The following is a 22,384-nucleotide window of genomic DNA, read 5'->3' as shown; positions in this document are numbered from 1 at the left end:
TCTTAGGCGCGCTGTGCGGCCTTTGCGGCTGGCTTTAGAGCATTTTCGCCGAAAACGGAAACCGTAATCTCACAAGATTGCACGCATGAGCGCCAGTCCGGCGATTACCCCGGCCATCGACAGGCCGACGCTTGCGACGATATAGACAGCGCCCGAGACAACTGCTCCACGCTCGAAGAGCGAAATGGCATCGAGCGAGAATGCCGAGAAGGTCGTGAAGCCACCGAGAAAGCCGGTGATCAGCAGCAGGCGCAATTCCGGCGATGCATCGAAGCGTCGAATGATCATTTCGGCGAAGACGCCAATGACAAAGCAGCCGACAACATTGACGGTCAGTGTTCCCCACGGAAAGGCCGGGCCTGCGAGCCTGAGAGCCCACTGGCTGACGTAGTATCTGAGGACGGAACCGATTGCGCCGCCAACGGCGACAAGTATGGCCTGAATCATTGAGTCGTCTCTGTTTTTGCCGCGCCGGAAATTCCAATCATCTCCGGAGAAGATCAAGATGCATAAAATGCCAGCGGTTAATTTAGCCAGTTAAGAACGTGCGACGCCTTATTCTGACCGTATGACAGTCTTGGTAGGCACTATAGCTGCGAGCACCGCGGCCGCAGCGTTTGATACGTTGCGGATTCCGCAGCGCGTGTCCGCAAGCACGGCTGCGAAAGAAGCTCGCCGCGCAGCAGACCGTCAGATGAGGACGGCCAGCGGCCAAGACGTCGAAGAACCGGCCAACATCATTCAATCGACGGAAGTCGCGCTGGATCTAATGACGATGGGGCAACGGCAGCCACAGGCTGGGTTGAAGCAGGCATTGAAACTCTACAGCGACAGCTGAGCATCACCCGCCTCCTCGCTCCGTCGCGCTATACTCAAATCTACGCGACAAAAATTTGTTCGGCGGCGACATTCCCCCTTGCCAAGTACAGCCCTGGCCAGATAATTGCCCTCGACCTTGTTGGGAGAAGCTGGTCGTCTACGACCGGTGCCGAAGGAGCAACCGCCCCGGAAACTCTCAGGCCAAAGGACCAGCAAGGGGCAGACGGAACTCTGGAGAGAAGCGTTTTCGAAACGCTCGCCGAAGGGATAACAATCTCAGGCACAGGGACAGAGGGGGCTCGAAATGCAAGGCGCAACCGCGTCTGAAGATTTGAGCCCGCGCATGGAATTCCAGGCGCAAACCCCGGAGGCGTCGTTGGACGATACTGCTGCCCTCAAGAAAACTCCGCTTCACGCGCTGCATCTGTCGCTTGGCGCCCGCATGGTGCCCTTCGCAGGCTATGACATGCCGGTACAATATCCGGCCGGCGTCATGAAGGAGCACATCCAGACCCGCACGTCGGCCGGTGTCTTCGATGTGTCCCACATGGGCCAGGTCGTCATCAAGGCAAAGTCCGGAAAATATGAGGACGCCGCGCTTGCGCTCGAAAGCCTCGTTCCGGTCGATATCCTCGGTCTTACCGAAGGTCGCCAGCGCTACGGTTTCTTCACCGATGGCAACGGCGGCATTCTCGACGACCTGATGATTACCCATCTCGACGACCATCTCTTTGTCGTCGTCAACGCCGCCTGCAAGGATGCCGATCTTGCTCACCTGCAGAAGCATATCGGCGACACCTGCGACATCACGCTGCTCGATCGTGCGCTGATCGCCCTGCAAGGACCGCGCGCCGTCGAAGTGCTTGCGGAACTCTGGGCCGATGTCGCGGCAATGAAGTTCATGGACGTGCGCCATTGCCGGCTGCATGACGTTTCCTGTCTCGTCTCCCGCTCGGGCTATAGCGGCGAAGATGGCTTTGAAATCTCGATCCCGGGAGACAAGGCGGAGGATGTCACCAAGCGGTTGCTCGAGCATCCGGACGTGGCGCCGATCGGCCTCGGTGCCCGCGACAGCCTGCGCCTCGAGGCGGGCCTCTGCCTCTATGGCAACGACATTGACACGACCACCACGCCTGTGGAAGCTGCGCTCGAATGGGGTATGCAGAAGGCGCGCAAGACGGGCGGCGCCCGTGCAGGCGGTTTTCCTGGCGCAGACCGCATCTTGGCCGAGCTTGAAAAGGGCGCTGCCCGCCGCCGTGTCGGCCTGAAGCCTGAGGGTAAGGCTCCGGTTCGCGGCCACGCCAAGCTCTTTGCGGATGCTGAAGGCAAGACGGAGATCGGCGAAGTGACCTCGGGCGGCTTCGGCCCCTCGGTCGAGCATCCCGTCGCAATGGGCTACGTCACGGTCGCCCAGGCGGCTGTTGGAACCCAGGTCTATGCTGAAGTGCGCGGCAAGTACCTGCCGGTCATCGTCAGTGCCCTCCCCTTTATTACACCGACCTACAAACGCTGAAACATTTTTCCGGAGAGAACAATCATGCTGAAGTTTACCGAAGAACACGAGTGGCTGAAGATCGAGGGCGGCGTCGCGACGATCGGCATTACCACCTACGCCGTTGAACAGCTCGGCGACCTCGTCTTCGTGGAATTGCCGGAAGTCGGCACCACCTTTTCCAAGAATGACAATGCCGCAACCGTTGAGTCCGTGAAGGCTGCTTCTGACGTCTATTGTCCGCTTGACGGCGAGATCACCGAAGTCAACCCGGCGATCACCGCAGATCCGTCGCTGGTCAATTCCGATCCCCAAGGCGCTGGCTGGTTCTTCAAGCTGAAGCTCAAGAATGCCGCTGATGCCGACGGCCTGCTCGATGAAGCGGCCTACAAGGAGCTCACTGCGTAATGACGACGCCGACCGAATTCCAGTTTACCGACTACCAGCCCTACGACTTCGCCAACCGTCGCCACATCGGCCCGTCCCCGGCCGAAATGTCGGATATGCTGGAGGTGATCGGCTACGGCAGCCTCGACGGGCTGATCGACGCCACGGTACCACCCTCCATCCGCCAGAAGGCGCCTCTCGTCTGGGGCGCGCCGATGACGGAACGCGAGGCGCTCGACAAGCTACGCGAGACCGCCAACAAGAACAAGGTGCTCGTCTCGCTGATCGGCCAGGGCTACTACGGCACCATCACGCCGCCGGTCATCCAGCGCAACATCCTGGAAAACCCGGCCTGGTACACGGCTTACACGCCCTACCAGCCCGAAATCAGCCAGGGCCGCCTCGAGGCGCTGCTGAACTACCAGACGATGATCTGCGACCTCACCGGCCTTGACGTCGCCAACGCCTCGCTGCTCGATGAAGCGACCGCAGCCGCAGAAGGCATGGCGATGGCCGAGCGCGTCTCGAAGTCGAAGGCGAAAGCCTTCTTCGTCGACGCCGCCTGCCATGCGCAGACGATCGAACTGATCAAGACCCGCGCCGAGCCACTGGGCTGGAGCGTCATTGTCGGCAACCCCTTCACCGATCTCGATCCGGTCGACGTCTTCGGTGCCATTTTCCAGTATCCAGGCACGCACGGCCACGTGCATGATTTCACCGGTCTGATCTCGCGCCTGCACCAGACCGGCGCCGTCGCCATAGTCGCTGCTGACATCCTGGCCCTGACGCTGCTGAAGTCGCCCGGTGAAATGGGCGCGGACATTGCCATCGGCAATTCGCAACGCTTCGGCGTTCCTGTCGGTTACGGCGGCCCGCATGCCGCCTACATGTCGGTCAAGGACGCACACAAGCGCTCCATGCCCGGCCGTCTTGTCGGCGTCTCTGTGGACGCGCGCGGCAACCGTGCCTACCGCCTGTCGCTGCAGACCCGCGAACAGCATATCCGCCGCGAGAAGGCCACGTCGAACATCTGCACCGCGCAGGTCCTGCTCGCCGTTATGGCCTCGATGTACGCCGTATTCCACGGTCCCAAGGGCATCAAGGCGATCGCCCAGCAGGTCCACCAGAAGGCCGTGCTGATGGCCAAGGGCCTGGAAAAGCTCGGCTATACCATCGAGCCCGAGACCTTCTTCGACACGATCACTGTCGATGTCGGTCACATGCAGGGCGTCATCCTGCGCGCCGCAGTCGCCGAAGGCGTAAATCTACGCAAGGTTGGCGCTACGAAGATCGGCATGAGCCTCGACGAGCGCACCCGCCCGGCGACGCTGGAGGCCGTCTGGCGCGCCTTCGGCGGTAACTTTGCTGTGGGCGATTTCGAGCCGAGCTATCGGCTGCCGAAGGGCCTCGCCCGCACCAGCGAGTACCTGAGCCATCCGATCTTCCACATGAACCGCGCCGAAAGCGAGATGACCCGCTATATCCGCCGGCTGTCCGACCGCGATCTGGCGCTCGACCGCGCGATGATCCCGCTCGGCTCCTGCACGATGAAGTTGAACGCGACGGCGGAAATGCTGCCGATCACATGGCCCGAGTTCGCGGATATCCACCCATACGTTCCAGTGGATCAGGCGCTCGGCTATCGCGAGATGATCGACGACTTGACGGAGAAGCTCTGCGCCGTGACAGGCTATGATGCCTTCTCCATGCAGCCGAACTCCGGTGCGCAGGGCGAGTATGCCGGTCTGCTGACGATCCGTAACTATCATATCGCCAATGGCAATGGTCACCGCGACGTCTGCCTCATCCCGACCTCCGCGCACGGCACCAACCCTGCCTCCGCTCAGATGGTCGGCATGAAGGTCGTGGTCGTCAAGGTTCGCGAGAACGGCGATATCGACATGGATGATTTCCGCGCCAAGACGGAGCAGTATGCGGAAAACCTCTCCTGCTGCATGATCACCTACCCCTCGACGCACGGCGTCTTCGAGGAAACCGTCAAGGAAATCTGCGACCTCGTGCACAAGCACGGCGGCCAGGTCTATCTCGACGGCGCCAACATGAACGCCATGGTTGGTCTGTCCCGGCCCGGTGATATCGGCTCGGACGTTTCGCACCTCAACCTGCACAAGACCTTCTGCATCCCGCATGGCGGCGGCGGTCCCGGTATGGGCCCGATCGGCGTCAAGGCGCATCTGGCACCCTACCTGCCAGGACACCCGGAAACGGATGGCCGTCCGGGCGCGGTCTCCGCGGCTGCTTTCGGCTCTGCCTCAATCCTGCCGATCTCCTGGAGCTACTGCCTGATGATGGGCGGCGAAGGCCTGACGCAGGCGACCAAAGTGGCGATCCTCAACGCCAACTACATCGCGGCCCGCCTGAAGGGTGCCTACGACGTGCTCTACAAGTCCGAAGCCGGCCGCGTGGCGCATGAGTGCATCATCGACACCCGCCCGCTGGCCGACAGCGCTGGTGTTACGGTCGACGACGTCGCTAAGCGCCTGATCGATTGCGGCTTCCACGCGCCGACTATGAGCTGGCCGGTTGCAGGTACACTGATGATCGAGCCGACGGAATCGGAAACCAAGGCCGAGCTTGACCGCTTCTGCGAAGCGATGCTGGCGATCCGTCAGGAGGCCCGCGACATCGAGGAAGGCCGCGCCGACAAGGACAACAACCCGCTGAAGAACGCTCCCCACACCGTCGAAGACCTTGTCGGTGAGTGGGATCGTCCCTACAGCAGAGAACAGGCCTGCTTCCCGCCCGGCGCCTTCCGCGTCGACAAATACTGGTCGCCGGTCAACCGCGTCGATAACGTCTTCGGCGACCGCAATCTGGTCTGCACCTGCCCGCCGGTCGAAAGCTACGCAGAAGCTGCTGAATAATAAGCAAACGGCCTTCCCTTTTTCAGGGAAGGCCGTATTCACGAATACCTGAGAGTGAAGGTCTGCGCGCAATGCCAAAAGACGACAGCGATTCTGTGATGCAGGCTCCGTGGCCAAGGCCGGTTCTGCTCGCTCTTGAAGAGCCGGGCAAATACGTGACCATCGCGACCACACAGGCCGCTTCCTGGGCGATGATCGAGGATTGGCCGACTGAAGACGGTTCGGCACTCGACAAGGCATTATTGGTGTGCGCCGACGTCATCAAGGGCAAACGCACCAACGACGACGCTCGCAAAGCCTTCATAGCCGCCGCTGTCGAGGCCGGCATCGATATCAAGAGCTGACCGCTCGCCCGCTCGGGTGCGCTTTCATTGTGTCGGCGTACAGAGCGAGCAGCGGAGATTTCTGCTATGCCCTCTGCTGCCCTGCGGCTTCCAGGATCAAGCTGGCAATGGCGTCCGGGTGCGAAATCAGTGACAGATGGCTCGATTTCAGTTCGATGGTCTTGGCGCCCATCCGCTTGGCCATGAAGCGCTCGAGGTCGGGATCGATCGTTCGGTCTTCGGTCGACACGGCATACCAACTGGGCTTCGAGCGCCATGCCGCCTGTGTCGTCTTACCCGTGAGGAGCGCCTTGTGGAACGGCTCCTGCACGGCATAGAGCACTTTCGCCTTCGCCTCAGGGAGATCTCCGGCGAAGTCACGCAGGAATGCCGCTTCGGTCAGTCGTCCCTCGTCTCCATCGAAGACGATGCCCGCTGAGGCCGGCGGTGTCGGAAATGTCTTGGCAAGGGCCGTATAGTCTTCGCCGGCGTCAGGCGCACGCGCAGCCACATAAACAAGCGCCGATACGCTCGGATGCCCCCCCGCTTCGGTAACCAACATGCCGGAGAACGAATGCCCGACCAGAACTGTCGGACCATCTTGCCGGTCGAGTACGCGCTGCACCGAGGCGACGGCTTCGGGCAGCGTCGTTAGAGGATTTTGCACGGCCGTCACATTGAGCCCCGCAGCCTGCAGCCGAGCAATGACCTCGGTCCAGCAGGAACCATCGGCAAACAGTCCGTGTGCCAACACGACGTTTCGCGCTTTCACCGGGGCAGCAGGCGCGGCCATACCACGGATAGAGATGAGGGAAGCTGCCGCGCCTGCGACGAGTGCTGCTGAGAATGTCCGTCTGTTCATCATCATGATCAGTGCTCCCTGAGCGTTGAATTGACCGTAAAACAAGCGCGCGTCAGCTCTGGCTGCGCATCCAACCATGCGGCCTGCAAGACTCGTTTGAAGTGGCTTTTCTTGTCGCTGCCGCACCAGCACCGTTGGCGATGGACAACTCTTCGGACGGGCATTTGCGAAGCGCATCGTGCGATGCGGCCCGTTCGCAAATGAATCTATTGAGGAAGCGCCAACCGGTCAACCTACCCTGCACTACACATAGGTATAGATCAGTTGCCAAGGCTGACAGATTCGCTCTGCGTGGCCACAACACCACGCAGGATCAAGCGCCCTGCCATGATGCTTTAAAGTAGCGAGTGGAGTGCTGAGGCGAGTGCGACAAACCCGAAGAGGACCAGAAGATAGCTCGTTCCTCGCGCGACCTTCGTTGTGAAATCCTTGGGCAGTTTTTCCCTAGCAAGGTTCACCGCGCTGCTTAGAAAGAACCACCAGGCAAGTGATCCGCAGAATACTCCACCAACGATGACTGCCGAGCTGAAACGCCGTGTCTCCTCTGTCAGCCCAAAACCGGCAAAGAGAGCGCCGAAGGAGAGAATGGTCGCCGGGTTGGAGATCGTAAGCAGGAAGGTCGCCAGCGTCGTGCCGATAAGTCCGCCTGCCCTCACATCTGCGGCCTGAACTGGATCGTGGGTCAATCCGCGATACCCGAGCCCGAGCAAGAGCAGCCCTCCGCCGAATGCCAATGGCAGGGTGGCGGCCGACATCAACTCTTCAAAAACGGCAATGCCGGTTACCGCGACAAGGGCGTAACTGGCGTCGCCGACCGCCGTCCCGAACCCGCAAGAGAAGCCCGCCAGAAAACCGCGCTCGAGCGTGCGGTTGATGCACAGCATCCCGATCGGCCCAAGTGGCGCGGTAATGATGACACCCAGCAGAGCGCCTTTCAGGAACAGCAGTAGCATTCTTTCGTCGATTCCCTTCCGCTGGCGCGTTTCACGGGCCCTCCGTACCGGGCCTTTAAAGGGCAGTCACGACGAGGTAAAACAAAAAGCCGCCAAAGCCGGCGGCCTCATCAACAATTCAGGGGATTGTGCCAATCAGTGTGCCGGTACGACGGCGTTGCCTTGGGCGGCAAGCGCCGCGAGGTCCGCTGGCTTCAACTCGACGGATTCGCCACAGCCGCAGGCTGACGTCTGGTTTGGATTGGTGAAGGTGAAACCGGAGCGTAGCGTTGTGCTCTCGAAGCCCATTTCGGTGCCGAGAAGGTAGAGCACGGCGGACGGTTCGACCCAAACCTTCGCGCCATCGCGCTCGATCAGGTCGTCCTTCGCATTCGGTTCCGTCACGAGGTCGATGGTATACTCCATCCCTGCGCAGCCGCCCTTCTTGATCCCGACGCGAATGCCCTTGGCCTCCGGTCCGGAGTTTTCGAGGATCGCTTTCACGCGGTTCGCGGCGGCTTCCGTCATACTCATTACTGCAAAGCCCATCGGCTTCTTCTCCTTCCGCGCGCGGATTCAAGGTCCGGCGTTTCACGATTCAAATGTAGTGCCAGCGGCTTAACCGATCAATACCAGCCTGCCGTATGATCGTGTCCGAAAAGTCTGCAACTTTCCGGGGTCATGCTAGTACCAGCCGACGGCGACCTGCGCCTCTTCCGACATTCGATCCGGTGTCCACGGTGGATCGAAGGTCATTTCAACCTCGACGCCGGATACGCCCTCGACCGCGCCGACAGCATTTTCGACCCAGCCGGGCATCTCGCCGGCGACCGGGCAGCCGGGCGCCGTCAGCGTCATCATGATCTTCACGATGCGATCGTCTTCGATGTCGATCTTGTAGATCAGCCCGAGCTCGAAGATATCGGCAGGAATCTCAGGATCATAGACCGTCTTGAGCGCCGAAATCACATCGTCGCTGAGCCGCGCCAGTTCGTCGGCCGGAATGCTGGAATGCACGATGCCTTCGCGCACGTCGATCTTCTGTTTGCTTTCGTCCAGGCTCATACGGACACTCCTTAAGCAAAGAACTTACGCGCATATTCCAGCGCATCGGCCAAGGCATCGACCTCGGCGCGTGTATTGTACATCCCGAAGGACGCCCGGCATGTGGAGGTGACGCCGAAACGTTTCAAGAGCGGCATGGCGCAATGGGTTCCCGCGCGCACCGCAACCCCCTGACGGTCGATCACCATCGACACATCATGCGCATGCAGACCGGCAAGCTCGAAGGAGAAGATGCCGCCCTTGCCTGGCGCGGTGCCGAAAACGCGCAGCGAATTCACCGCCTGCAGCCGCTCCGCGGCGTAAGTGGCAAGATCCGCCTCATGGCGCGCGATCGCCTCGCGGCCAACCTTCTCCATGTAGTCGAGCGCATAGCCGAGCCCGATTGCCTGCACGATCGGCGGCGTCCCGGCTTCGAAGCGATGCGGCGGATCATTATAGGTCACGGCATCTTCGGTCACCTCGAAGATCATTTCGCCACCGCCCTGGAAGGGCCGCATCTCGCGAAGCCGCTCCTTCTTGCCGTAGAGCACACCGATCCCGGACGGGCCATAGAGCTTGTGGCCGGTCATCACGTACCAGTCGCAATCGATGTCCTGCACGTCGACAGGCATATGGACGGCGCCCTGCGACCCGTCGACCAGAACCGGAATGCCGCGCTCGTGCGCGATGCGGCAGATCTCCTTCACCGGAACCACCGTGCCGAGCGCATTCGACATATGCGTGATGGCGACGAGCTTTGTGCGGTCGGTCAGGCTTCTCTCGAAGTCCTCGATATGGAAGGCGCCCTCGTCATCAATAGGCACCCATACCAGCTTGGCGCCCTGCCGTTCGCGGATGAAATGCCACGGCACGATGTTGGAGTGATGCTCCATGATCGAGATGACGATCTCGTCGCCCTCTCCAAGCTTCGGCATGCCCCAGCCATGGGCGACCGTATTGATTGCCTCCGTCGAAGACTTCGTGAACACGATGTCGTTGACATCAGGCGCGTTCAGGAAGCGCCGGACCTTTTCGCGCGCGCCCTCATACGCGTCGGTCGCGGCGTTCGAAAGGAAATGCAGACCACGGTGAACGTTCGCATATTCGTTCGAGTAGGCATGCGAAATCGCGTCTATGACGGCCTGCGGCTTCTGAGCGGAGGCACCGTTGTCGAGATAGACCAGCGGCTTGCCGTAGACTTCCCTCGCAAGGATCGGAAAATCCTTGCGAATGGCTTCGACGTCGTATGTGGTGGCCGGAACTATCTTGTCCATAATGCTATCCGATCAGGCGTGCTTTTCGAGCCAGGCCGAGATGACGCCTTCCAGCGACGCGACCAGCGCTTCGTCTTCCAGTTCTTCAACGATCTCGGCAACGAAGGCGTTGACGAGCATTGCGCGCGCCTTGTTCTCCGGAATGCCGCGCGCCATCATGTAGTAGAGATGATTGTCGTCAATGTCGGCAACGGTCGCGCCGTGACCGCACTGAACGTCGTCAGCGAAGATCTCCAGTTCCGGCTTCACCGAAAATTCGGCGTCGTCGGACATCAGAAGCGTATTGCAAGCCATCTTGGCGTCGGTCTTTTGCGCGTCCGGAGCAACGCGGATCATGCCTTGGAAGACGCCCTTGGCGCGGTCGAAGACGACGTTGCGGATCACTTCCGTGGAGCCCGTATGCGGAACGTTATGGCCGAGAACCATGGTAACGTCCGTGTGCGTTTCGGCGCCAAGCAGGTTGATGCCGCGAAGCGTCAGATCGGCGCCCTCGCCCGTTACCTTGATGTGCAGCTCCTGGCGAACGAGCTTACCGCCGGCATTGATAACGAAAAGCTTCAGCTTGGCATCGGCGCCGAGATCGACCCGGATCTGGCCGAGGTGCGTATCCTCTGCGCCCTGCTGCTGGATAATGATCCAGGTGAGCTCCGTACCTTCTCCAACCGTGATGTCACTGACGTGCGACACGAAAGCGGCGTCGGAGGTCACTGCAAGGTGACGTTCGATGACCGTCGCTTTCACGTTTGCGCCGAAGCTAATCGGCAGGCGCGTATGCGTCTGGCCGCCAGCATGAACGAACTGGATCTCGAGCGGTTCCTCAAGCGCAGTTTCGGCGGCGACGTCAATGACGTAGCCATCCCGCACGAAGCTGCCGTTGATGCGGCCGATCGCGTCATCACTGCCGAATGCGCCGAGGCCGGTGGCAGCCGTGCCGTTTGAAAGCTGAGCCGCATAGCTCGAAATATCGAGGCCATCGACCCAAGCCCTGAGATCGGGCACACCCTGAATAACCGAAAGGATCGAGGATTCTTCAACCAGCGGGTCGCGGGCTTCCGAACCAGCGTCGCCGACCTGTTCCGGAATGGCGCGCAACAGCGTCTTGAGATCGGTATAGTGCCAGGCCTCGATGCGGCGCGTCGGCAGGCCGGCCTTCTTCAGGTCGTCAAGCAGCCTGTCCCGGATGGCGATGACCGAACCGTCTCCCGGTAGCTCGCCGACCTGGTTGTTGAAAGCCTCGATGAGCGCCGCTTCAGCGGCGGTCTGGCGGCTCGTCGTCTGCATGTTCATGAGACCCGTCCTTTCCGCCTAAATCAGGCTGCCGCACCGATGATGTCGGCGTAGCCGTTGGCTTCCAGCTCATGCGCCAGCGCCTTGTCGCCCGACTTGATCACCTGCCCCTTGTAGAGAACGTGAACGGTATCCGGAACGATGTAGTCGAGCAGACGCTGGTAGTGGGTGATGACGACGACGGCACGATCCGGCGAACGCAGCGCGTTGACGCCATCGGCAACGATCTTCAGCGCGTCGATGTCGAGTCCGGAGTCCGTCTCGTCAAGTACGCAAAGCTGCGGCTGCAGCAGCGCCATCTGCAGGATTTCGGCGCGCTTCTTCTCACCACCCGAGAAGCCAACGTTCAGCGGGCGCTTCAGCATTTCGGTGTTGATCTGCAGCTTGCCGGCAGCGTCCTTGACGAGGCGCATGAAGTCGGGGGTCTTCAGCTCTTCTTCGCCGCGCGCCTTGCGCTGTTCGTTCATCGCAACCTTGAGGAACTGCATGGTGGCCACGCCCGGAATTTCGACCGGATATTGGAAGGCCAGGAAGATGCCCTTGGCCGCACGCTCGGCAGCGTCTAGTTCCAGGATGCTCTCGCCGTTGTAAAGGATGTCGCCTTCGGTGACTTCGTAGTCTTCGCGCCCCGACAGGACGTATGAAAGTGTCGACTTGCCGGAGCCGTTCGGGCCCATGATGGCAGCAACTTCACCGGCCTTCACCGTGAGGTTCAGTCCGCGAATGATCTCGGTGCCGTCTTCAGCGATGCGGGCGTGCAGGTTCTTAATTTCAAGCATGGTTTTGTCCCATAAAAAGCAATCGGAGAAAGGCGCGATCCACGCGCCCTCGCGCATTCATGTCGTATTGCGTCAGCCGACGCTGCCTTCGAGCGAGATGCTGATAAGCTTCTGCGCCTCTACGGCGAATTCCATCGGCAGCTCCTGCAGGACTTCCTTGACGAAGCCATTGACGATAAGCGCGATCGCCGCTTCCTCTGGGATGCCGCGCTGCAGGCAGTAGAAAAGCTGGTCTTCCGAGATCTTCGAGGTGGTTGCCTCGTGCTCGAACTGCGCCGTGGAATTCTTCGCCTCGATATACGGAACCGTATGGGCGCCGCACTTGCCGCCGATCAGCAGCGAATCGCACTGCGTGAAGTTGCGAGCGTTGGATGCCTTGCGGTGCGCCGATACCTGGCCGCGGTAGGTGTTCTGCGATACGCCGGCCGCAATACCCTTGGAGATGATGCGGCTCGACGTATTCTTGCCGAGGTGGATCATCTTCGTGCCGCTGTCGACCTGCTGGTGGCCGTTCGAGACGGCGATCGAGTAGAACTCGCCGCGGCTGTCATCACCGCGTAAGATGCAGGACGGATACTTCCAGGTGATCGCGGAACCAGTCTCGACCTGCGTCCAGGAGATCTTCGACCGGTCGCCACGGCAATCGCCACGCTTGGTGACGAAGTTGTAGATGCCGCCCTTGCCCTGGGCATCGCCTGGATACCAGTTCTGAACGGTCGAATATTTGATCTCGGCATCATCGAGAGCAACGAGCTCGACGACGGCGGCATGCAGCTGGTTTTCGTCGCGCTGCGGCGCGGTGCAGCCTTCAAGGTAGGAAACGTATGCACCTTCCTCGGCGATGATCAGCGTGCGCTCGAACTGGCCGGTGTTCTTCTCGTTAATGCGGAAGTAGGTGGACAGCTCCATTGGGCAGCGAACGCCCTTCGGAACGAACACGAACGAACCATCGGTAAAGACGGCCGAGTTCAGCGTCGCATAATAGTTGTCGGTGGTCGGAACGACGGAACCGAGATATTTCTGCACCAGTTCCGGATGCTCGCGGATTGCCTCCGAGATCGACATGAAGATCACGCCGGCCTTCTTCAGCTCTTCCTTGAAGGTCGTGACGACGGAAACAGAATCGAAGACGGCATCGACGGCGATCTTCGGCTTCTCGACACCGGCCAGGATTTCCTGCTCCTTGAGCGGAATACCGAGCTTTTCGTAGACCTTGAGAATTTCAGGATCGACTTCGTCAAGCGACGTCGGGCCAGGCGTGCTTTTCGGTGCGGCGTAGTAGTAGATGTCGTTGAAATCGATCTTCGGATAATCGACGCGCGCCCAGGTCGGTTCTTCCAGCGTCAGCCAGCGCTTATAGGCCTCGAGACGCCATTCGAGCATCCATTCCGGCTCCTGCTTCTTGGCGGAAATGAACCGGATGATGTCTTCGGACAGGCCCTTGGGTGCCTTGTCCATTTCGATGATGGTCTCGAAACCGTATTTATACTGATCGACGTCAATCTCGCGGACGCGATCAACCGTTTCCTGGACGGCGGGCATGTCATTCTCCAATCTCGCCGGAGAAAAGGTCCGGCAGCTTGTCGTTCGGGCAGTATCGTTTGCCCCGTATGTAGGTGGCCAAAAGGGACTTTTCAGCCCGAATGGCAAGCGGAAAATTGCGTTTCCGCAAATTTATGAAGCGGTCACGCCGCCTCCCCGGCCAGCTTGCGCCGAGCGGCTATTTTCGCAAAGACCGAAATCGCCTTGTCGATCTCGTCCTCGGTCGTTGCAAAGCCCAACGAAATGCGCAAAGCACCGAGCTTGGGGTCACGCCCCATGGCAACCAGAACATGGCTTTCGCCGACCTTGCCGGATGAGCAGGCGGACCCGGCAGAGAGCGCCACACCTTCGAGATCGAAGGCGATCTGGCCAGTCTCGGCCTTCAGCCCTGGAAGCGTGAAAAAAGTCGTATTCGAAACACGTTGGCCTTCGGCGCCGTAGATGACGACGTCAGGCGCAGCGCTTCGCATGCCGGTTTCCAGTCGATCACGTAGAGCCGACGCGACTTCATTGCGCGCATCCAATTCCGCAACAGCTGCGTCGGCAGCAGCGCCGAAGCCAATCACCGAAAGCGAATTCTCTGTCCCCGAGCGGTGACCCTTCTCCTGGCCGCCGCCATGGATCAGCGGCCGCGGCATTAGGACTTCGCCACGGGTGATCAGCGCACCGGCGCCTTTCGGACCGCCGATCTTATGCGATGAGACGATCATGAAGTCGACGCCAAGTGCGTTGGTATCGAGCCTCAAACGACTGGCCGCCTGCACCGCATCGACGACAAGCAGGCCACCATGCGCCTGTACGATTTTCGCAACGTCGGCGATCGGCTGAACGATACCGGTCTCGTTGTTGACCAGCATGACGGCGACCATCGGCAGCCCGGTCGCCTTGTTATGCGCCGTAAGCAAGGCGCCAAGCGCATCGAGATCGACGACGCCCGCCTCTGTCACCGGAATTTCCGTCGTCCGTTCCTTCGGGAAGCGCCCACCTTCGCGAACTGCAGGATGCTCAACCGCGGAATAATAGAGCTGACCGATTGCCAGCGGCGTCCGCCCCATCCTAAATTCCGGCGTCAGCACCATATTGGCCGCCTCGGTGGCGCCGCTCGTGAAGATCACATGCGCAGGATCGGCGCCCGCAAGCGTTGCCACTTGGCGCCGCGCACTTTCTATGGCTGCGCGGACGGCCCGGCCCTCGCCATGCACCGAATTCGGATTGCCGAACAGATCCATTGCACGCAGAACCGCGTCGCGCGCATGCGGATGCAGCGGCGAAGTCGCGTTCCAATCGAGATAAAGGCGTGGCGGCGCCATGATCTTTGTCCTGCGCTTTAAGCTTGCACGACGCCTCGGCTCATTTTCCTTGAAATTTCGGCCGGGCTTGCCTTATGACACATCCCACAATGCGTGGATCGCCATGCAAGTTTCGAATTGTTCTAAACTGCGTTTTAGAAAAGCTGACAACGTTCGTCAAGTCTGCGCAGCGTGAACGCGAAGAAATAAACGCCGGAGTACCGATGCCCGAAGTCATTTTCAACGGCCCCGCAGGCCGCCTTGAAGGCCGCTACCAGCCTTCCAAGGAAAAAAGCGCGCCGATTGCCCTCATTCTGCACCCGCATCCCCAGTTCGGTGGCACGATGAACAACCAGATCGTCTACCAGCTCTTCTACATGTTCCAGAAGCGCGGGTTCACGACATTGCGCTTCAACTTCCGGGGAATCGGCCGCAGCCAGGGTGAGTTCGACCACGGCGCCGGCGAGCTTTCGGATGCCGCGTCCGCGCTCGACTGGGTGCAGAGCCTGCATCCCGATTCGAAGACGTGCTGGGTTGCCGGCTATTCCTTCGGATCGTGGATCGGCATGCAGCTCCTGATGCGTCGTCCCGAAATCGAAGGCTTCATGTCGATCGCGCCGCAGCCGAACACCTATGACTTCTCGTTCCTTGCGCCCTGCCCGTCTTCCGGCCTCATCATCAACGGCGAAGCTGACAAGGTCGCGCCCGAGAAGGATGTAAACGGCCTCGTCGAGAAGCTGAAGACGCAGAAGGGTATCTTGATCACGCACCGCACGGTGCCCGGTGCCAACCACTTCTTCAACGGCCAGGTCGAGACCCTGATGAGCGAGTGCGAGGACTACCTCGATCGCCGCCTGAATGGCGAACTGGTGCCGGAGCCGGCCGCCAAGCGCATCCGCTAGGCTGACCGCATCCCGGCGGTCAATTCGAACGTCGGGCAAGACAATCCGTCGATGATCATCGGCATGCGGCTTCGCATGCCGATTTTCGTTAGGACATGCTGGGATGCGGCATTGTCAGGATGGGGGAACGCGATGAACTGTTGCGCAAAGTTCCGTCCAAAGAACCAATCGGCAAGCCCGCCGGCAATCTCCGTCGCATAGCCCTTGCCCCATGTCTCCTGCCGAAGCGAATAGCCGAGTTCGAAATCCTGCCGCTCGCCGCCAAATAGCGAGAACCCCGCGGGCCAATGAAGCGGCCGTCATCGCGACTGAGGATTTTGTATTTCGTGGTTGCGTCCCGCGCCTGCTCGCCGAACCAGCTGCACAACCGCTCCTCAGCCTTTTCACGCGACCACGGGGGGCAGCACCCGAAAGATATCGCGTCGCCTCGATCGTCGAATGGAGCTCCTGGATCAGGCCCGCATCGTCGGGTTCCCACAGATAGCGACCAGGCGCGGTGTCTCCAGAATGACCTGTTGCATCACGGTTTCACCACGACACCGCCGCTGACAGGCGCATGCACACCCGTTGTCCCCGGAAACGTCAACGGCAGGCCATCCAACGACCTCACCGCCAGATAAGCCCAGGCTTCGGCCTCCATGGAGTCGCCATTGAAGCCCGCCTCCTCCGCCGTTATCACCTTCGCGCCATGAGCAATGTCTTTCAGATCCTGCATCAGCACGCGATTGAGGCGACCGCCACCGCAAACGACATAAAGCGTCGGCTTCACCGGAAGGTGACTGGCGGACTTGATGATCGAGGCGGCCGCGACATACGCAAGAGTGCGCGCACCGTCGCCAAGTTCTGCATCTTCGCCCGATGGCGGAGGAAAGTCGTTGCGGTCGAGCGAGCGTCGCTTCTCCGCGGTAAAGAACGGGCTGTTCAAATATCGATCCGCCAGTTCCGCGACAATCCGACCTTCCGAGGCAATCATGCCGCCCTGATCGAACGGCACGCCCGCATGGGTCTCGACCCACTGATCGATCAGCGTATTGCCCGGCCCGCTGTCGTAGCCGACGATGACGCCGTCCTCGCCGACATAGGTGAGGTTGGAAATCCCGCCGATATTGACAAAGCAGACCGGCAAAGCCGCGTTCGTGACGTTGGCGGCAAGTGCTGCATGATAGACCGGTACCAGTGGCGCACCCTGGCCACCATGCACCATGTCGTTGGCACGGAGGTCGTAGGCCACCGGAATGCCCGTCTCGCGCGCCAACAGTGCCCCATCGCCGATCTGCACCGTCAGCGCCTCGTCCGGACGGTGCAGCACCGTCTGCCCGTGAAAGCCGACGACATCGATCGAAGCCGTATCGAGCGTATTCGCAGCCAGAAATTCCCTAACGGCAACTGCATGACGTAACGTCAGTTCACTCTCGATCGCGGCGAGATCACCCGGCCTTTGCTCACGTTGGGTAATGGTCTTCGCTTGCTCCAGTGCCAGCTTCAACCGATCACGGAAGGCTGGCTCATAGGGAACGCCGAGAAACGGTCCGCGCTCGACGACGGCCCGGCCATCGGTACGCAGCAGCGCCACGTCGATACCGTCCATCGATGTTCCGCTCATCAAGCCGATCGCGGTCCTGATCTTCTCCATGACCCCTCGCTGGAAGATTCCTGCCAAATGGTGACTGTTCGGCAAAACAGTGCTAAACGCGCCGCGTCACTTCAACAATAGCCAATCCGAAAATCCGCACCCGAGAGCAAAAGGTCATGTCCGAGTTCAAATCCGATTTCCTCCACACGCTGAAAGAGCGTGGCTTCATTCATCAGATCTCCGATGAATCGGGCCTCGACGAACTCTTCGCCAAGGAAACGGTAACGGCCTATATCGGCTTCGACCCGACTGCGCCCAGCCTGCATGCGGGTTCGCTCATCCAGATCATGATGCTGCACTGGCTGCAGGCAACTGGCCACCGCGCTATTTCACTGATGGGCGGTGGCACAGGCATGGTCGGTGACCCCTCTTTCAAGGACGAAGCCCGCCAGCTGATGACGATCGACACCATCGAGAGCAACATTGCTTCGATCAAGCGGGTCTTCTCAAACTACTTGACCTACGGCGAAGGCCCCAAAGATGCACTGATGATCAACAACGCCGAGTGGCTGCGTTCCATCAACTACCTGGAGTTTCTGCGAGATGTCGGCCGGCATTTCTCGGTCAACCGCATGCTGTCCTTCGACAGCGTGAAGATGCGGCTTGATCGCGAGCAGTCGCTGTCGTTCCTCGAATTCAATTACATGATCCTGCAGGCCTACGACTTCGTCGAACTCGCCAAGCGCTACGACTGCCGTCTGCAGATGGGCGGTTCGGACCAGTGGGGCAACATCGTCAACGGCATCGACCTCGGTCACCGCATGGGGACGCAACAGCTCTACGCCCTCACCTCGCCGCTGCTGACGACGTCTTCGGGTGCCAAGATGGGCAAGTCCGCGACCGGCGCCGTCTGGCTCAACGCCGACATGCTCTCGGCCTATGATTTCTGGCAGTACTGGCGCAACACCGAAGACGCCGACGTCTCGCGCTTCCTGAAGCTCTACACGACGTTGCCGATGGACGAGGTCGCGCGCCTGTCGGCGCTCGCCGGCTCCGAGATCAACGAGGTCAAGAAAATCTTGGCGACTGAGGTCACCGCGATCCTACACGGCCGCGCGGCGGCCGAACAGGCCGCCGAAACCGCCCGCAAGACCTTCGAGGAAGGTGGCCTTGCCGAAAACCTTCCGTCGGTCGAGGTGCCGGCTGCCGAGCTCGACGGTGGCATCGGTCTGCTGTCGCTGATCGTGCGCGCCGGCCTTGCCGCCTCGAATGGCGAGGCCCGTCGTCACGTTCAGGGCGGTGCGGTGCGCATCAACGATCAGGCTGTCAGCGACGAGCGCAAGGTTGTCGGAAGCGGCGAGATCACCGCCGATGGCGTCATCAAGCTCTCGCTCGGCAAGAAGAAGCACATCTTGATCCGCCGCGCGGCATAAGTTCTAGCAACATCGGAAAAGGAAAGCCGGCCTCGCGCCGGCTTTTTCGCGCCTATTGGAATTCGAAGATGTTGCGGAAGACGCCGGGGGCGATGATCGACAGCGGATTGACGATCAGATCGGGCGCTTCCAATTCCCCCGTCAGCTTGAACGTGATGCCGATCAGGCCGCGATCGGTGCCGTTGCCTAGGATGATACCGATCAGGGGTAATTCGGCAAACAGCCTGTTGAGGCCATAGGCAGGCATGAAGGTGCCCGTCATGTCCATCCTACCGCGCGGGTCACGTACTATACCCTGGAACACGGCACCGACCTGATCGCCGCGCACCACGCCGTTCTCAATGCCGATCACGCCGTTTTGCGAAACAATGCGGGCAAAGCCGCGTTGGAAGCGCTGTGCCGAGGTGTCGATGCTCCGCTTGACCGCCGAATTCAGGCTCCGTTGCTCCTGACCGACCGGCGTCGAGACGATTGAATGCAGGCGCTGCTCGTTGACCAGAGAAAAGCGCCTGATGTCGATCGAGCCATCCCAGCGGTCGCCTGCGCCGAGGCGGATCTGCAGATTGAGCAAGCCACCCATCATATGCTGATAGAGGTCGGCGAAGCGCGAAACAGAGCCCGCATCCCCGCTGGTGACATTGATAACGCCATTGCCCTTGGTCTGGGCAACGAACGCCTCGCCGCTGTCGGTGACACCGGTAAAATTCAGTGCCTGTAACCTGCCATCTGCGGAAACGTACAGCATTTCAGCATTCCGCATCTTCTCGTCATTGAAGCCGATAATGCGACCGAGCTTGGCCCGAACCGATACGTTACCGCTGCGGTCGGTCTCGCCGCCTCCACCGCCGGACTTCAATCTGGCGATGATCGGGCGAGCGTCAGCGCTGTTGCCTGATACGGAGACATCAAGCCCGCCCTTGCTGCGCTTTACCGAAACGGCAAAGTCATCCAGCGACGACAGTTTGACACTGTCGAAATCCGCCTTCATGAGATTGCCCTTGCCGATGACAAGCGAGCCGTTGGCTCCGAAGCCGTCGCCCTTGAGGACGAAGTTCTTCAACTCCGTGTTTTCGGCGGGCCCGGAAGCCTCGAACGCAGCAGTCGCGCCGATACCGCTTCCCTTCGACCAACCGATCCATGGGAGGGACAATCGCGCCCTTCCAAGATCGACCGAGACCTGCTGTCGGTCCTGATCGATGCGCTTGAGCTCGATGTCTATGCTGCCATCGATGATGTCGTTGAGGCCGGGCAGCACCTTTTCTCGCTGATCGTTGTTGAGCGTGGCGGTAATGGTCTGTTGTGGCTGAACGTCCGAAGATTTGTCTGTCGGCTCGACAAGCTTGATGCCAGCGGGAATGCCGTCGATCAGCCCCTTTCCGTCAACGCTTACCTGCTTCGGATCGGCGTTAAGCACCCCGTCAAGATCCGTGATCTTGCGGCCCGAAATCTGTTTGGCGATATCGAGATCCTGCAGCTGCAGCACAGCCTTCCATTCAGCCGGCGGAGGATTCTGCGACGAGATCAGCCCGAGGCGCGCCTGCACGTTCGCCGACACCTTGCCCTTGAGGTCCTCAGGCACGAAGCCTGCACGCTGCAGTATCTGTACTGGCTTATAGGTCAGCAATTCGCCGACCGCGTCCGCCGCGCCGGAAATGGGAAGATTGAGTTCGGCCATGAGCGGCTTGTCATAGGTCGACGGCAGGACAAACGTTCCCTCGCCGACGTTTACCGATCGTCCCGAGGGGAAGAACGCCGTCCCGCTCTTGATGGAGATCGTCGCACGCGGACCACTCAAGTCAAAATGCGCATTCGTATCACGGATCGGCGGGATGTCGCCGGCCACATTCATTCGCGTGCCAGCGATGTCGAAGGCGATCCGGATCTGGTGCTCATCGAGTTTCAGCCCCTTGCCGACAGCCTCGTCCAAGCGTCCAAATGGAATGAAGACGGAAATCGACGCGTCACTGACGGTTCCCCCGAAGAGGTTGCGTTCAACCCACTCGCGGCCCTTCGACGCCATCCAGAATGGCCACAATTGCTTGACCGCCGTTGTCTGCAAATGTTGCGACTGACCGGCAAAGCTGATCTCCGGTGACGCATCGCCGAAACGGACGTGCAGCGAGCCGAAGAGGCCTCCGGCTGGGCTCGAAACCTGCATGTTCGCAAATTGCAGTTCGCGGCTGGCAACGAGGTAACGACCAGTCGCATTTATGTCGAAGGCAAGTGGCTGCTCTCCGGATCCAACTGGCGCCGCGGTGCCGCCGCTGACGAGCAGATCGATGCCGAAGCCCTTTCCTGCGGAGGCATCGATCTTGTCCAGGTCTATGAGGGCACCGCTGAGCGGCACGGATGTTGCACCGAACTGAACACGCGACTTGGCAATCTCCAGCGTCTGCTTCGAGAAGTCATAAGCGAGGTTGATGCGGCCGCCGCTCAGTTCCTGCTGGTCGCCATCCATATAGAACTGCCCCGGCTTCAGTTCGATCGAGGCGCCAAGCGCCGGCGGGTCTTGATCGCCGGCGCGAAAGGCCGAGATCGTCAAGTCACCAGAGCCATTGATGCCTTGCCGGATTTGGCCCTCGACGTTCCGCTTGAGCGTGAACGGTCCCAGATCGACGCCCGCGACCTGCCCTGTCAACTTCGAGGTGCGTCCGCTGGCCCGTTGTGTGACGACGCTGAGCGTTGACGGCCTGCCGTTGATCGCGACCTCGCCATCCAGCGCCAGCGCGCCCTGCCGTGTCCTCGAGAAGGCCAGGTTGTCAACCACGATCGAGAGTGGACCGTTTGCGGTATCGGCGAGCTTGATGTCAATGCCCGAGAGCTTGACTGACCGCGTTCCGCCGCGCTCCACGAAACTGTCGATCATGTCGAGCTGAGCAAATGCAGCTTCCATCGCGGCCGGGATTTCGTCGATCCTGACATCATCGAGCTTGAGTGGTTTTCCGGACGGCAGCAACGCCGTGTCGAGCGCGATATCCTCTGCCTCGATCTGCGCGATCGCTATGCGACCACGAAAGAGTTGCAGCGGGTCGAGCGCCATGCGCAATGCATGCGTCGTCGACAGGTGCTGGCCACTCTCTTCGTCGATCATGTTAACGTCGCGCGCCTCAAGCGCAAGCCGCAGGTTCGATGTGAAGCGGATGACCGTAGAGCCGACCTCGGCCCGATAGCGCGGTCCGATGGCCGAGTTGAGCGCAGCCTGCGCCTGCCGCGACAGCGGCGCGTCGAACATGCCGCTTTCCACCGTGAAGATAATTGCCGCGAGCACGAACAGAATAACGGCAACGCAGCCACCCGTGACACCGGCCGTCCTGCGCATGCGCGAACGTGTCGGCGGGCAACTGACGATGATGGGATCTTCGGCCTGCGCCGAGGGAAGCTCATGCAGTGCGACGATATCTTTCTTGCGGAATGTAATTTTCTCGCCGCGGATCGCCGACATGCGTCTCGCCTAACTCCCTAACTTGTGGTTTGGACCAGACTGGCTGGACGATTGTTCGTCCAATATATATCTGGCAAATCACCTGTTATCCATAAACCCGGCAAAAGAAAGGTCTCTCA

The 22,384-nt window shown here is 60.4% G+C and carries 19 protein-coding genes, 1 pseudogene and 2 riboswitches; of the genes and pseudogenes, 7 read left to right on the top strand and 13 right to left on the bottom strand.

Annotated elements, in window-relative coordinates; all coding sequences use genetic code 11:
* Positions 1 to 69: 69 nt before the first annotated feature.
* Positions 70 to 447, bottom strand: coding sequence for a fluoride efflux transporter CrcB (crcB, locus tag FHT71_RS27365; RefSeq protein WP_132593085.1), 378 nt, complete (start codon positions 445 to 447; stop codon positions 70 to 72).
* A 121-nt stretch (positions 448 to 568) separates the two neighbouring features.
* Between crcB and FHT71_RS27360 the strand changes: the two genes are divergently transcribed.
* From FHT71_RS27360 to FHT71_RS27340, 5 genes are all read left to right on the top strand, one after another.
* Positions 569 to 838 (top strand): hypothetical protein, encoded by a 270-nt coding sequence (locus FHT71_RS27360; RefSeq protein WP_037081971.1) that lies wholly within the window; start codon positions 569 to 571, stop codon positions 836 to 838.
* A 111-nt stretch (positions 839 to 949) separates the two neighbouring features.
* A riboswitch (glycine riboswitch) is annotated at positions 950 to 1,037 on the top strand.
* Positions 1,038 to 1,040: 3 nt separating this feature from the next.
* A riboswitch (glycine riboswitch) is annotated at positions 1,041 to 1,121 on the top strand.
* A gap of 74 nt (positions 1,122 to 1,195) precedes the next feature.
* Positions 1,196 to 2,332, top strand: coding sequence for a glycine cleavage system aminomethyltransferase GcvT (gcvT, locus tag FHT71_RS27355; protein ID WP_132593087.1), 1,137 nt, complete (start codon positions 1,196 to 1,198; stop codon positions 2,330 to 2,332).
* A 24-nt stretch (positions 2,333 to 2,356) separates the two neighbouring features.
* The gene (gcvH, locus tag FHT71_RS27350) at positions 2,357 to 2,719 is read left to right on the top strand and encodes a glycine cleavage system protein GcvH (protein WP_132593089.1); all 363 of its coding nucleotides are present in this window, start codon (positions 2,357 to 2,359) and stop codon (positions 2,717 to 2,719) included.
* The gene (gcvP, locus tag FHT71_RS27345; RefSeq protein ID WP_183722886.1) at positions 2,719 to 5,583 is read left to right on the top strand and encodes an aminomethyl-transferring glycine dehydrogenase; all 2,865 of its coding nucleotides are present in this window, start codon (positions 2,719 to 2,721) and stop codon (positions 5,581 to 5,583) included. Before gcvH ends, gcvP begins: the two co-directional genes overlap by 1 nt.
* A gap of 98 nt (positions 5,584 to 5,681) precedes the next feature.
* Positions 5,682 to 5,927 carry a DUF982 domain-containing protein gene (locus tag FHT71_RS27340; RefSeq protein ID WP_183722890.1) on the top strand — a complete coding sequence of 82 codons (246 nt, stop codon included), beginning with the start codon at positions 5,682 to 5,684 and terminating at the stop codon, positions 5,925 to 5,927.
* Positions 5,928 to 5,991: 64 nt separating this feature from the next.
* Here the strand turns inward: FHT71_RS27340 and FHT71_RS27335 are convergent, their stop codons facing one another.
* From FHT71_RS27335 to FHT71_RS27295, 9 genes are all read right to left on the bottom strand, one after another.
* A complete protein-coding gene (locus FHT71_RS27335; RefSeq protein WP_132593095.1) occupies positions 5,992 to 6,774 on the bottom strand; it encodes an alpha/beta hydrolase in 783 nt (260 codons plus the stop codon).
* A gap of 329 nt (positions 6,775 to 7,103) precedes the next feature.
* Positions 7,104 to 7,721, bottom strand: coding sequence for a LysE family transporter (locus FHT71_RS27330; RefSeq protein WP_132593097.1), 618 nt, complete (start codon positions 7,719 to 7,721; stop codon positions 7,104 to 7,106).
* A 135-nt stretch (positions 7,722 to 7,856) separates the two neighbouring features.
* The gene (sufA, locus tag FHT71_RS27325; protein ID WP_007789610.1) at positions 7,857 to 8,249 is read right to left on the bottom strand and encodes a Fe-S cluster assembly scaffold SufA; all 393 of its coding nucleotides are present in this window, start codon (positions 8,247 to 8,249) and stop codon (positions 7,857 to 7,859) included.
* A 135-nt stretch (positions 8,250 to 8,384) separates the two neighbouring features.
* Positions 8,385 to 8,765, bottom strand: coding sequence for an SUF system Fe-S cluster assembly protein (locus FHT71_RS27320; protein WP_132593099.1), 381 nt, complete (start codon positions 8,763 to 8,765; stop codon positions 8,385 to 8,387).
* 11 nt (positions 8,766 to 8,776) lie between these two features.
* Positions 8,777 to 10,018: a cysteine desulfurase gene (locus FHT71_RS27315; RefSeq protein ID WP_132593100.1), complete on the bottom strand. Its 1,242-nt coding sequence runs from the start codon at positions 10,016 to 10,018 to the stop codon at positions 8,777 to 8,779.
* A 12-nt stretch (positions 10,019 to 10,030) separates the two neighbouring features.
* A complete protein-coding gene (gene sufD, locus FHT71_RS27310; RefSeq protein ID WP_183722884.1) occupies positions 10,031 to 11,305 on the bottom strand; it encodes a Fe-S cluster assembly protein SufD in 1,275 nt (424 codons plus the stop codon).
* Between the two features lie 23 nt (positions 11,306 to 11,328).
* On the bottom strand, positions 11,329 to 12,084 hold the full coding sequence (gene sufC, locus FHT71_RS27305; protein ID WP_007789606.1) for a Fe-S cluster assembly ATPase SufC: 756 nt from the start codon (positions 12,082 to 12,084) through the stop codon (positions 11,329 to 11,331).
* Positions 12,085 to 12,156: 72 nt separating this feature from the next.
* The gene (gene sufB / locus FHT71_RS27300) at positions 12,157 to 13,626 is read right to left on the bottom strand and encodes a Fe-S cluster assembly protein SufB (protein ID WP_007789605.1); all 1,470 of its coding nucleotides are present in this window, start codon (positions 13,624 to 13,626) and stop codon (positions 12,157 to 12,159) included.
* Positions 13,627 to 13,769: 143 nt separating this feature from the next.
* Entirely contained in the window at positions 13,770 to 14,936 is a 1,167-nt protein-coding gene (locus FHT71_RS27295) for a cysteine desulfurase family protein (protein ID WP_132593104.1), read from the bottom strand.
* 203 nt (positions 14,937 to 15,139) lie between these two features.
* Between FHT71_RS27295 and FHT71_RS27290 the strand changes: the two genes are divergently transcribed.
* Positions 15,140 to 15,817 (top strand): alpha/beta hydrolase, encoded by a 678-nt coding sequence (locus tag FHT71_RS27290; protein WP_007789602.1) that lies wholly within the window; start codon positions 15,140 to 15,142, stop codon positions 15,815 to 15,817.
* Here the strand turns inward: FHT71_RS27290 and FHT71_RS27285 are convergent.
* Together FHT71_RS27285 and FHT71_RS27280 are read right to left on the bottom strand one after the other, a co-directional pair.
* Positions 15,814 to 16,338, bottom strand: a pseudogene (locus FHT71_RS27285) (GNAT family N-acetyltransferase). The gene FHT71_RS27290 and the pseudogene FHT71_RS27285 sit on opposite strands and share 4 nt — an antisense overlap.
* Positions 16,338 to 17,450, bottom strand: coding sequence for an anhydro-N-acetylmuramic acid kinase (locus FHT71_RS27280; RefSeq protein ID WP_007789600.1), 1,113 nt, complete (start codon positions 17,448 to 17,450; stop codon positions 16,338 to 16,340). The pseudogene FHT71_RS27285 and the gene FHT71_RS27280 overlap by 1 nt, the downstream one beginning before the upstream one ends.
* Before the next feature lie 116 nt (positions 17,451 to 17,566).
* Here FHT71_RS27280 and tyrS point away from each other — a divergent pair, with 116 nt between their 5' ends.
* Positions 17,567 to 18,823: a tyrosine--tRNA ligase gene (gene tyrS / locus FHT71_RS27275; RefSeq protein ID WP_007789598.1), complete on the top strand. Its 1,257-nt coding sequence runs from the start codon at positions 17,567 to 17,569 to the stop codon at positions 18,821 to 18,823.
* A 52-nt stretch (positions 18,824 to 18,875) separates the two neighbouring features.
* On the opposite strand, the gene FHT71_RS27270 is transcribed toward tyrS, so the two are convergent.
* Positions 18,876 to 22,265, bottom strand: coding sequence for a DUF3971 domain-containing protein (locus FHT71_RS27270; RefSeq protein ID WP_183722882.1), 3,390 nt, complete (start codon positions 22,263 to 22,265; stop codon positions 18,876 to 18,878).
* Positions 22,266 to 22,384: the final 119 nt, after the last annotated feature.

The sequence above is a fragment of the Rhizobium sp. BK060 genome (genome assembly GCF_014193145.1).
Lineage (GTDB): Bacteria > Pseudomonadota > Alphaproteobacteria > Rhizobiales > Rhizobiaceae > Rhizobium.
Note: the sequence above shows the minus strand (reverse complement) of the source record. Positions and strands in the feature narration are given on the sequence as shown.

Bases quoted from the DNA above. Each gene is read 5' to 3' on its own strand.
- FHT71_RS27330 (WP_132593097.1), bottom strand. From the start codon at position 7,721: ATGCTACTGCTGTTCCTGAAAGGCGCTCTGCTGGGTGTCATCATTACC.
- sufD (WP_183722884.1), bottom strand. From the start codon at position 11,305: ATGAACATGCAGACGACGAGCCGCCAGACCGCCGCTGAAGCGGCGCTC.
- FHT71_RS27315 (WP_132593100.1), bottom strand. From the start codon at position 10,018: ATGGACAAGATAGTTCCGGCCACCACATACGACGTCGAAGCCATTCGC.
- FHT71_RS27270 (WP_183722882.1), bottom strand. From the start codon at position 22,265: ATGTCGGCGATCCGCGGCGAGAAAATTACATTCCGCAAGAAAGATATC.
- sufC (WP_007789606.1), bottom strand. From the start codon at position 12,084: ATGCTTGAAATTAAGAACCTGCACGCCCGCATCGCTGAAGACGGCACC.
- FHT71_RS27340 (WP_183722890.1), top strand. From the start codon at position 5,682: ATGCAGGCTCCGTGGCCAAGGCCGGTTCTGCTCGCTCTTGAAGAGCCG.
- FHT71_RS27290 (WP_007789602.1), top strand. From the start codon at position 15,140: ATGCCCGAAGTCATTTTCAACGGCCCCGCAGGCCGCCTTGAAGGCCGC.
- tyrS (WP_007789598.1), top strand. From the start codon at position 17,567: ATGTCCGAGTTCAAATCCGATTTCCTCCACACGCTGAAAGAGCGTGGC.
- FHT71_RS27295 (WP_132593104.1), bottom strand. From the start codon at position 14,936: ATGGCGCCGCCACGCCTTTATCTCGATTGGAACGCGACTTCGCCGCTG.
- gcvP (WP_183722886.1), top strand. From the start codon at position 2,719: ATGACGACGCCGACCGAATTCCAGTTTACCGACTACCAGCCCTACGAC.
- FHT71_RS27280 (WP_007789600.1), bottom strand. From the start codon at position 17,450: ATGGAGAAGATCAGGACCGCGATCGGCTTGATGAGCGGAACATCGATG.
- sufA (WP_007789610.1), bottom strand. From the start codon at position 8,249: ATGGGCTTTGCAGTAATGAGTATGACGGAAGCCGCCGCGAACCGCGTG.
- crcB (WP_132593085.1), bottom strand. From the start codon at position 447: ATGATTCAGGCCATACTTGTCGCCGTTGGCGGCGCAATCGGTTCCGTC.
- FHT71_RS27335 (WP_132593095.1), bottom strand. From the start codon at position 6,774: ATGATGATGAACAGACGGACATTCTCAGCAGCACTCGTCGCAGGCGCG.
- FHT71_RS27320 (WP_132593099.1), bottom strand. From the start codon at position 8,765: ATGAGCCTGGACGAAAGCAAACAGAAGATCGACGTGCGCGAAGGCATC.
- FHT71_RS27360 (WP_037081971.1), top strand. From the start codon at position 569: ATGACAGTCTTGGTAGGCACTATAGCTGCGAGCACCGCGGCCGCAGCG.
- sufB (WP_007789605.1), bottom strand. From the start codon at position 13,626: ATGCCCGCCGTCCAGGAAACGGTTGATCGCGTCCGCGAGATTGACGTC.
- gcvH (WP_132593089.1), top strand. From the start codon at position 2,357: ATGCTGAAGTTTACCGAAGAACACGAGTGGCTGAAGATCGAGGGCGGC.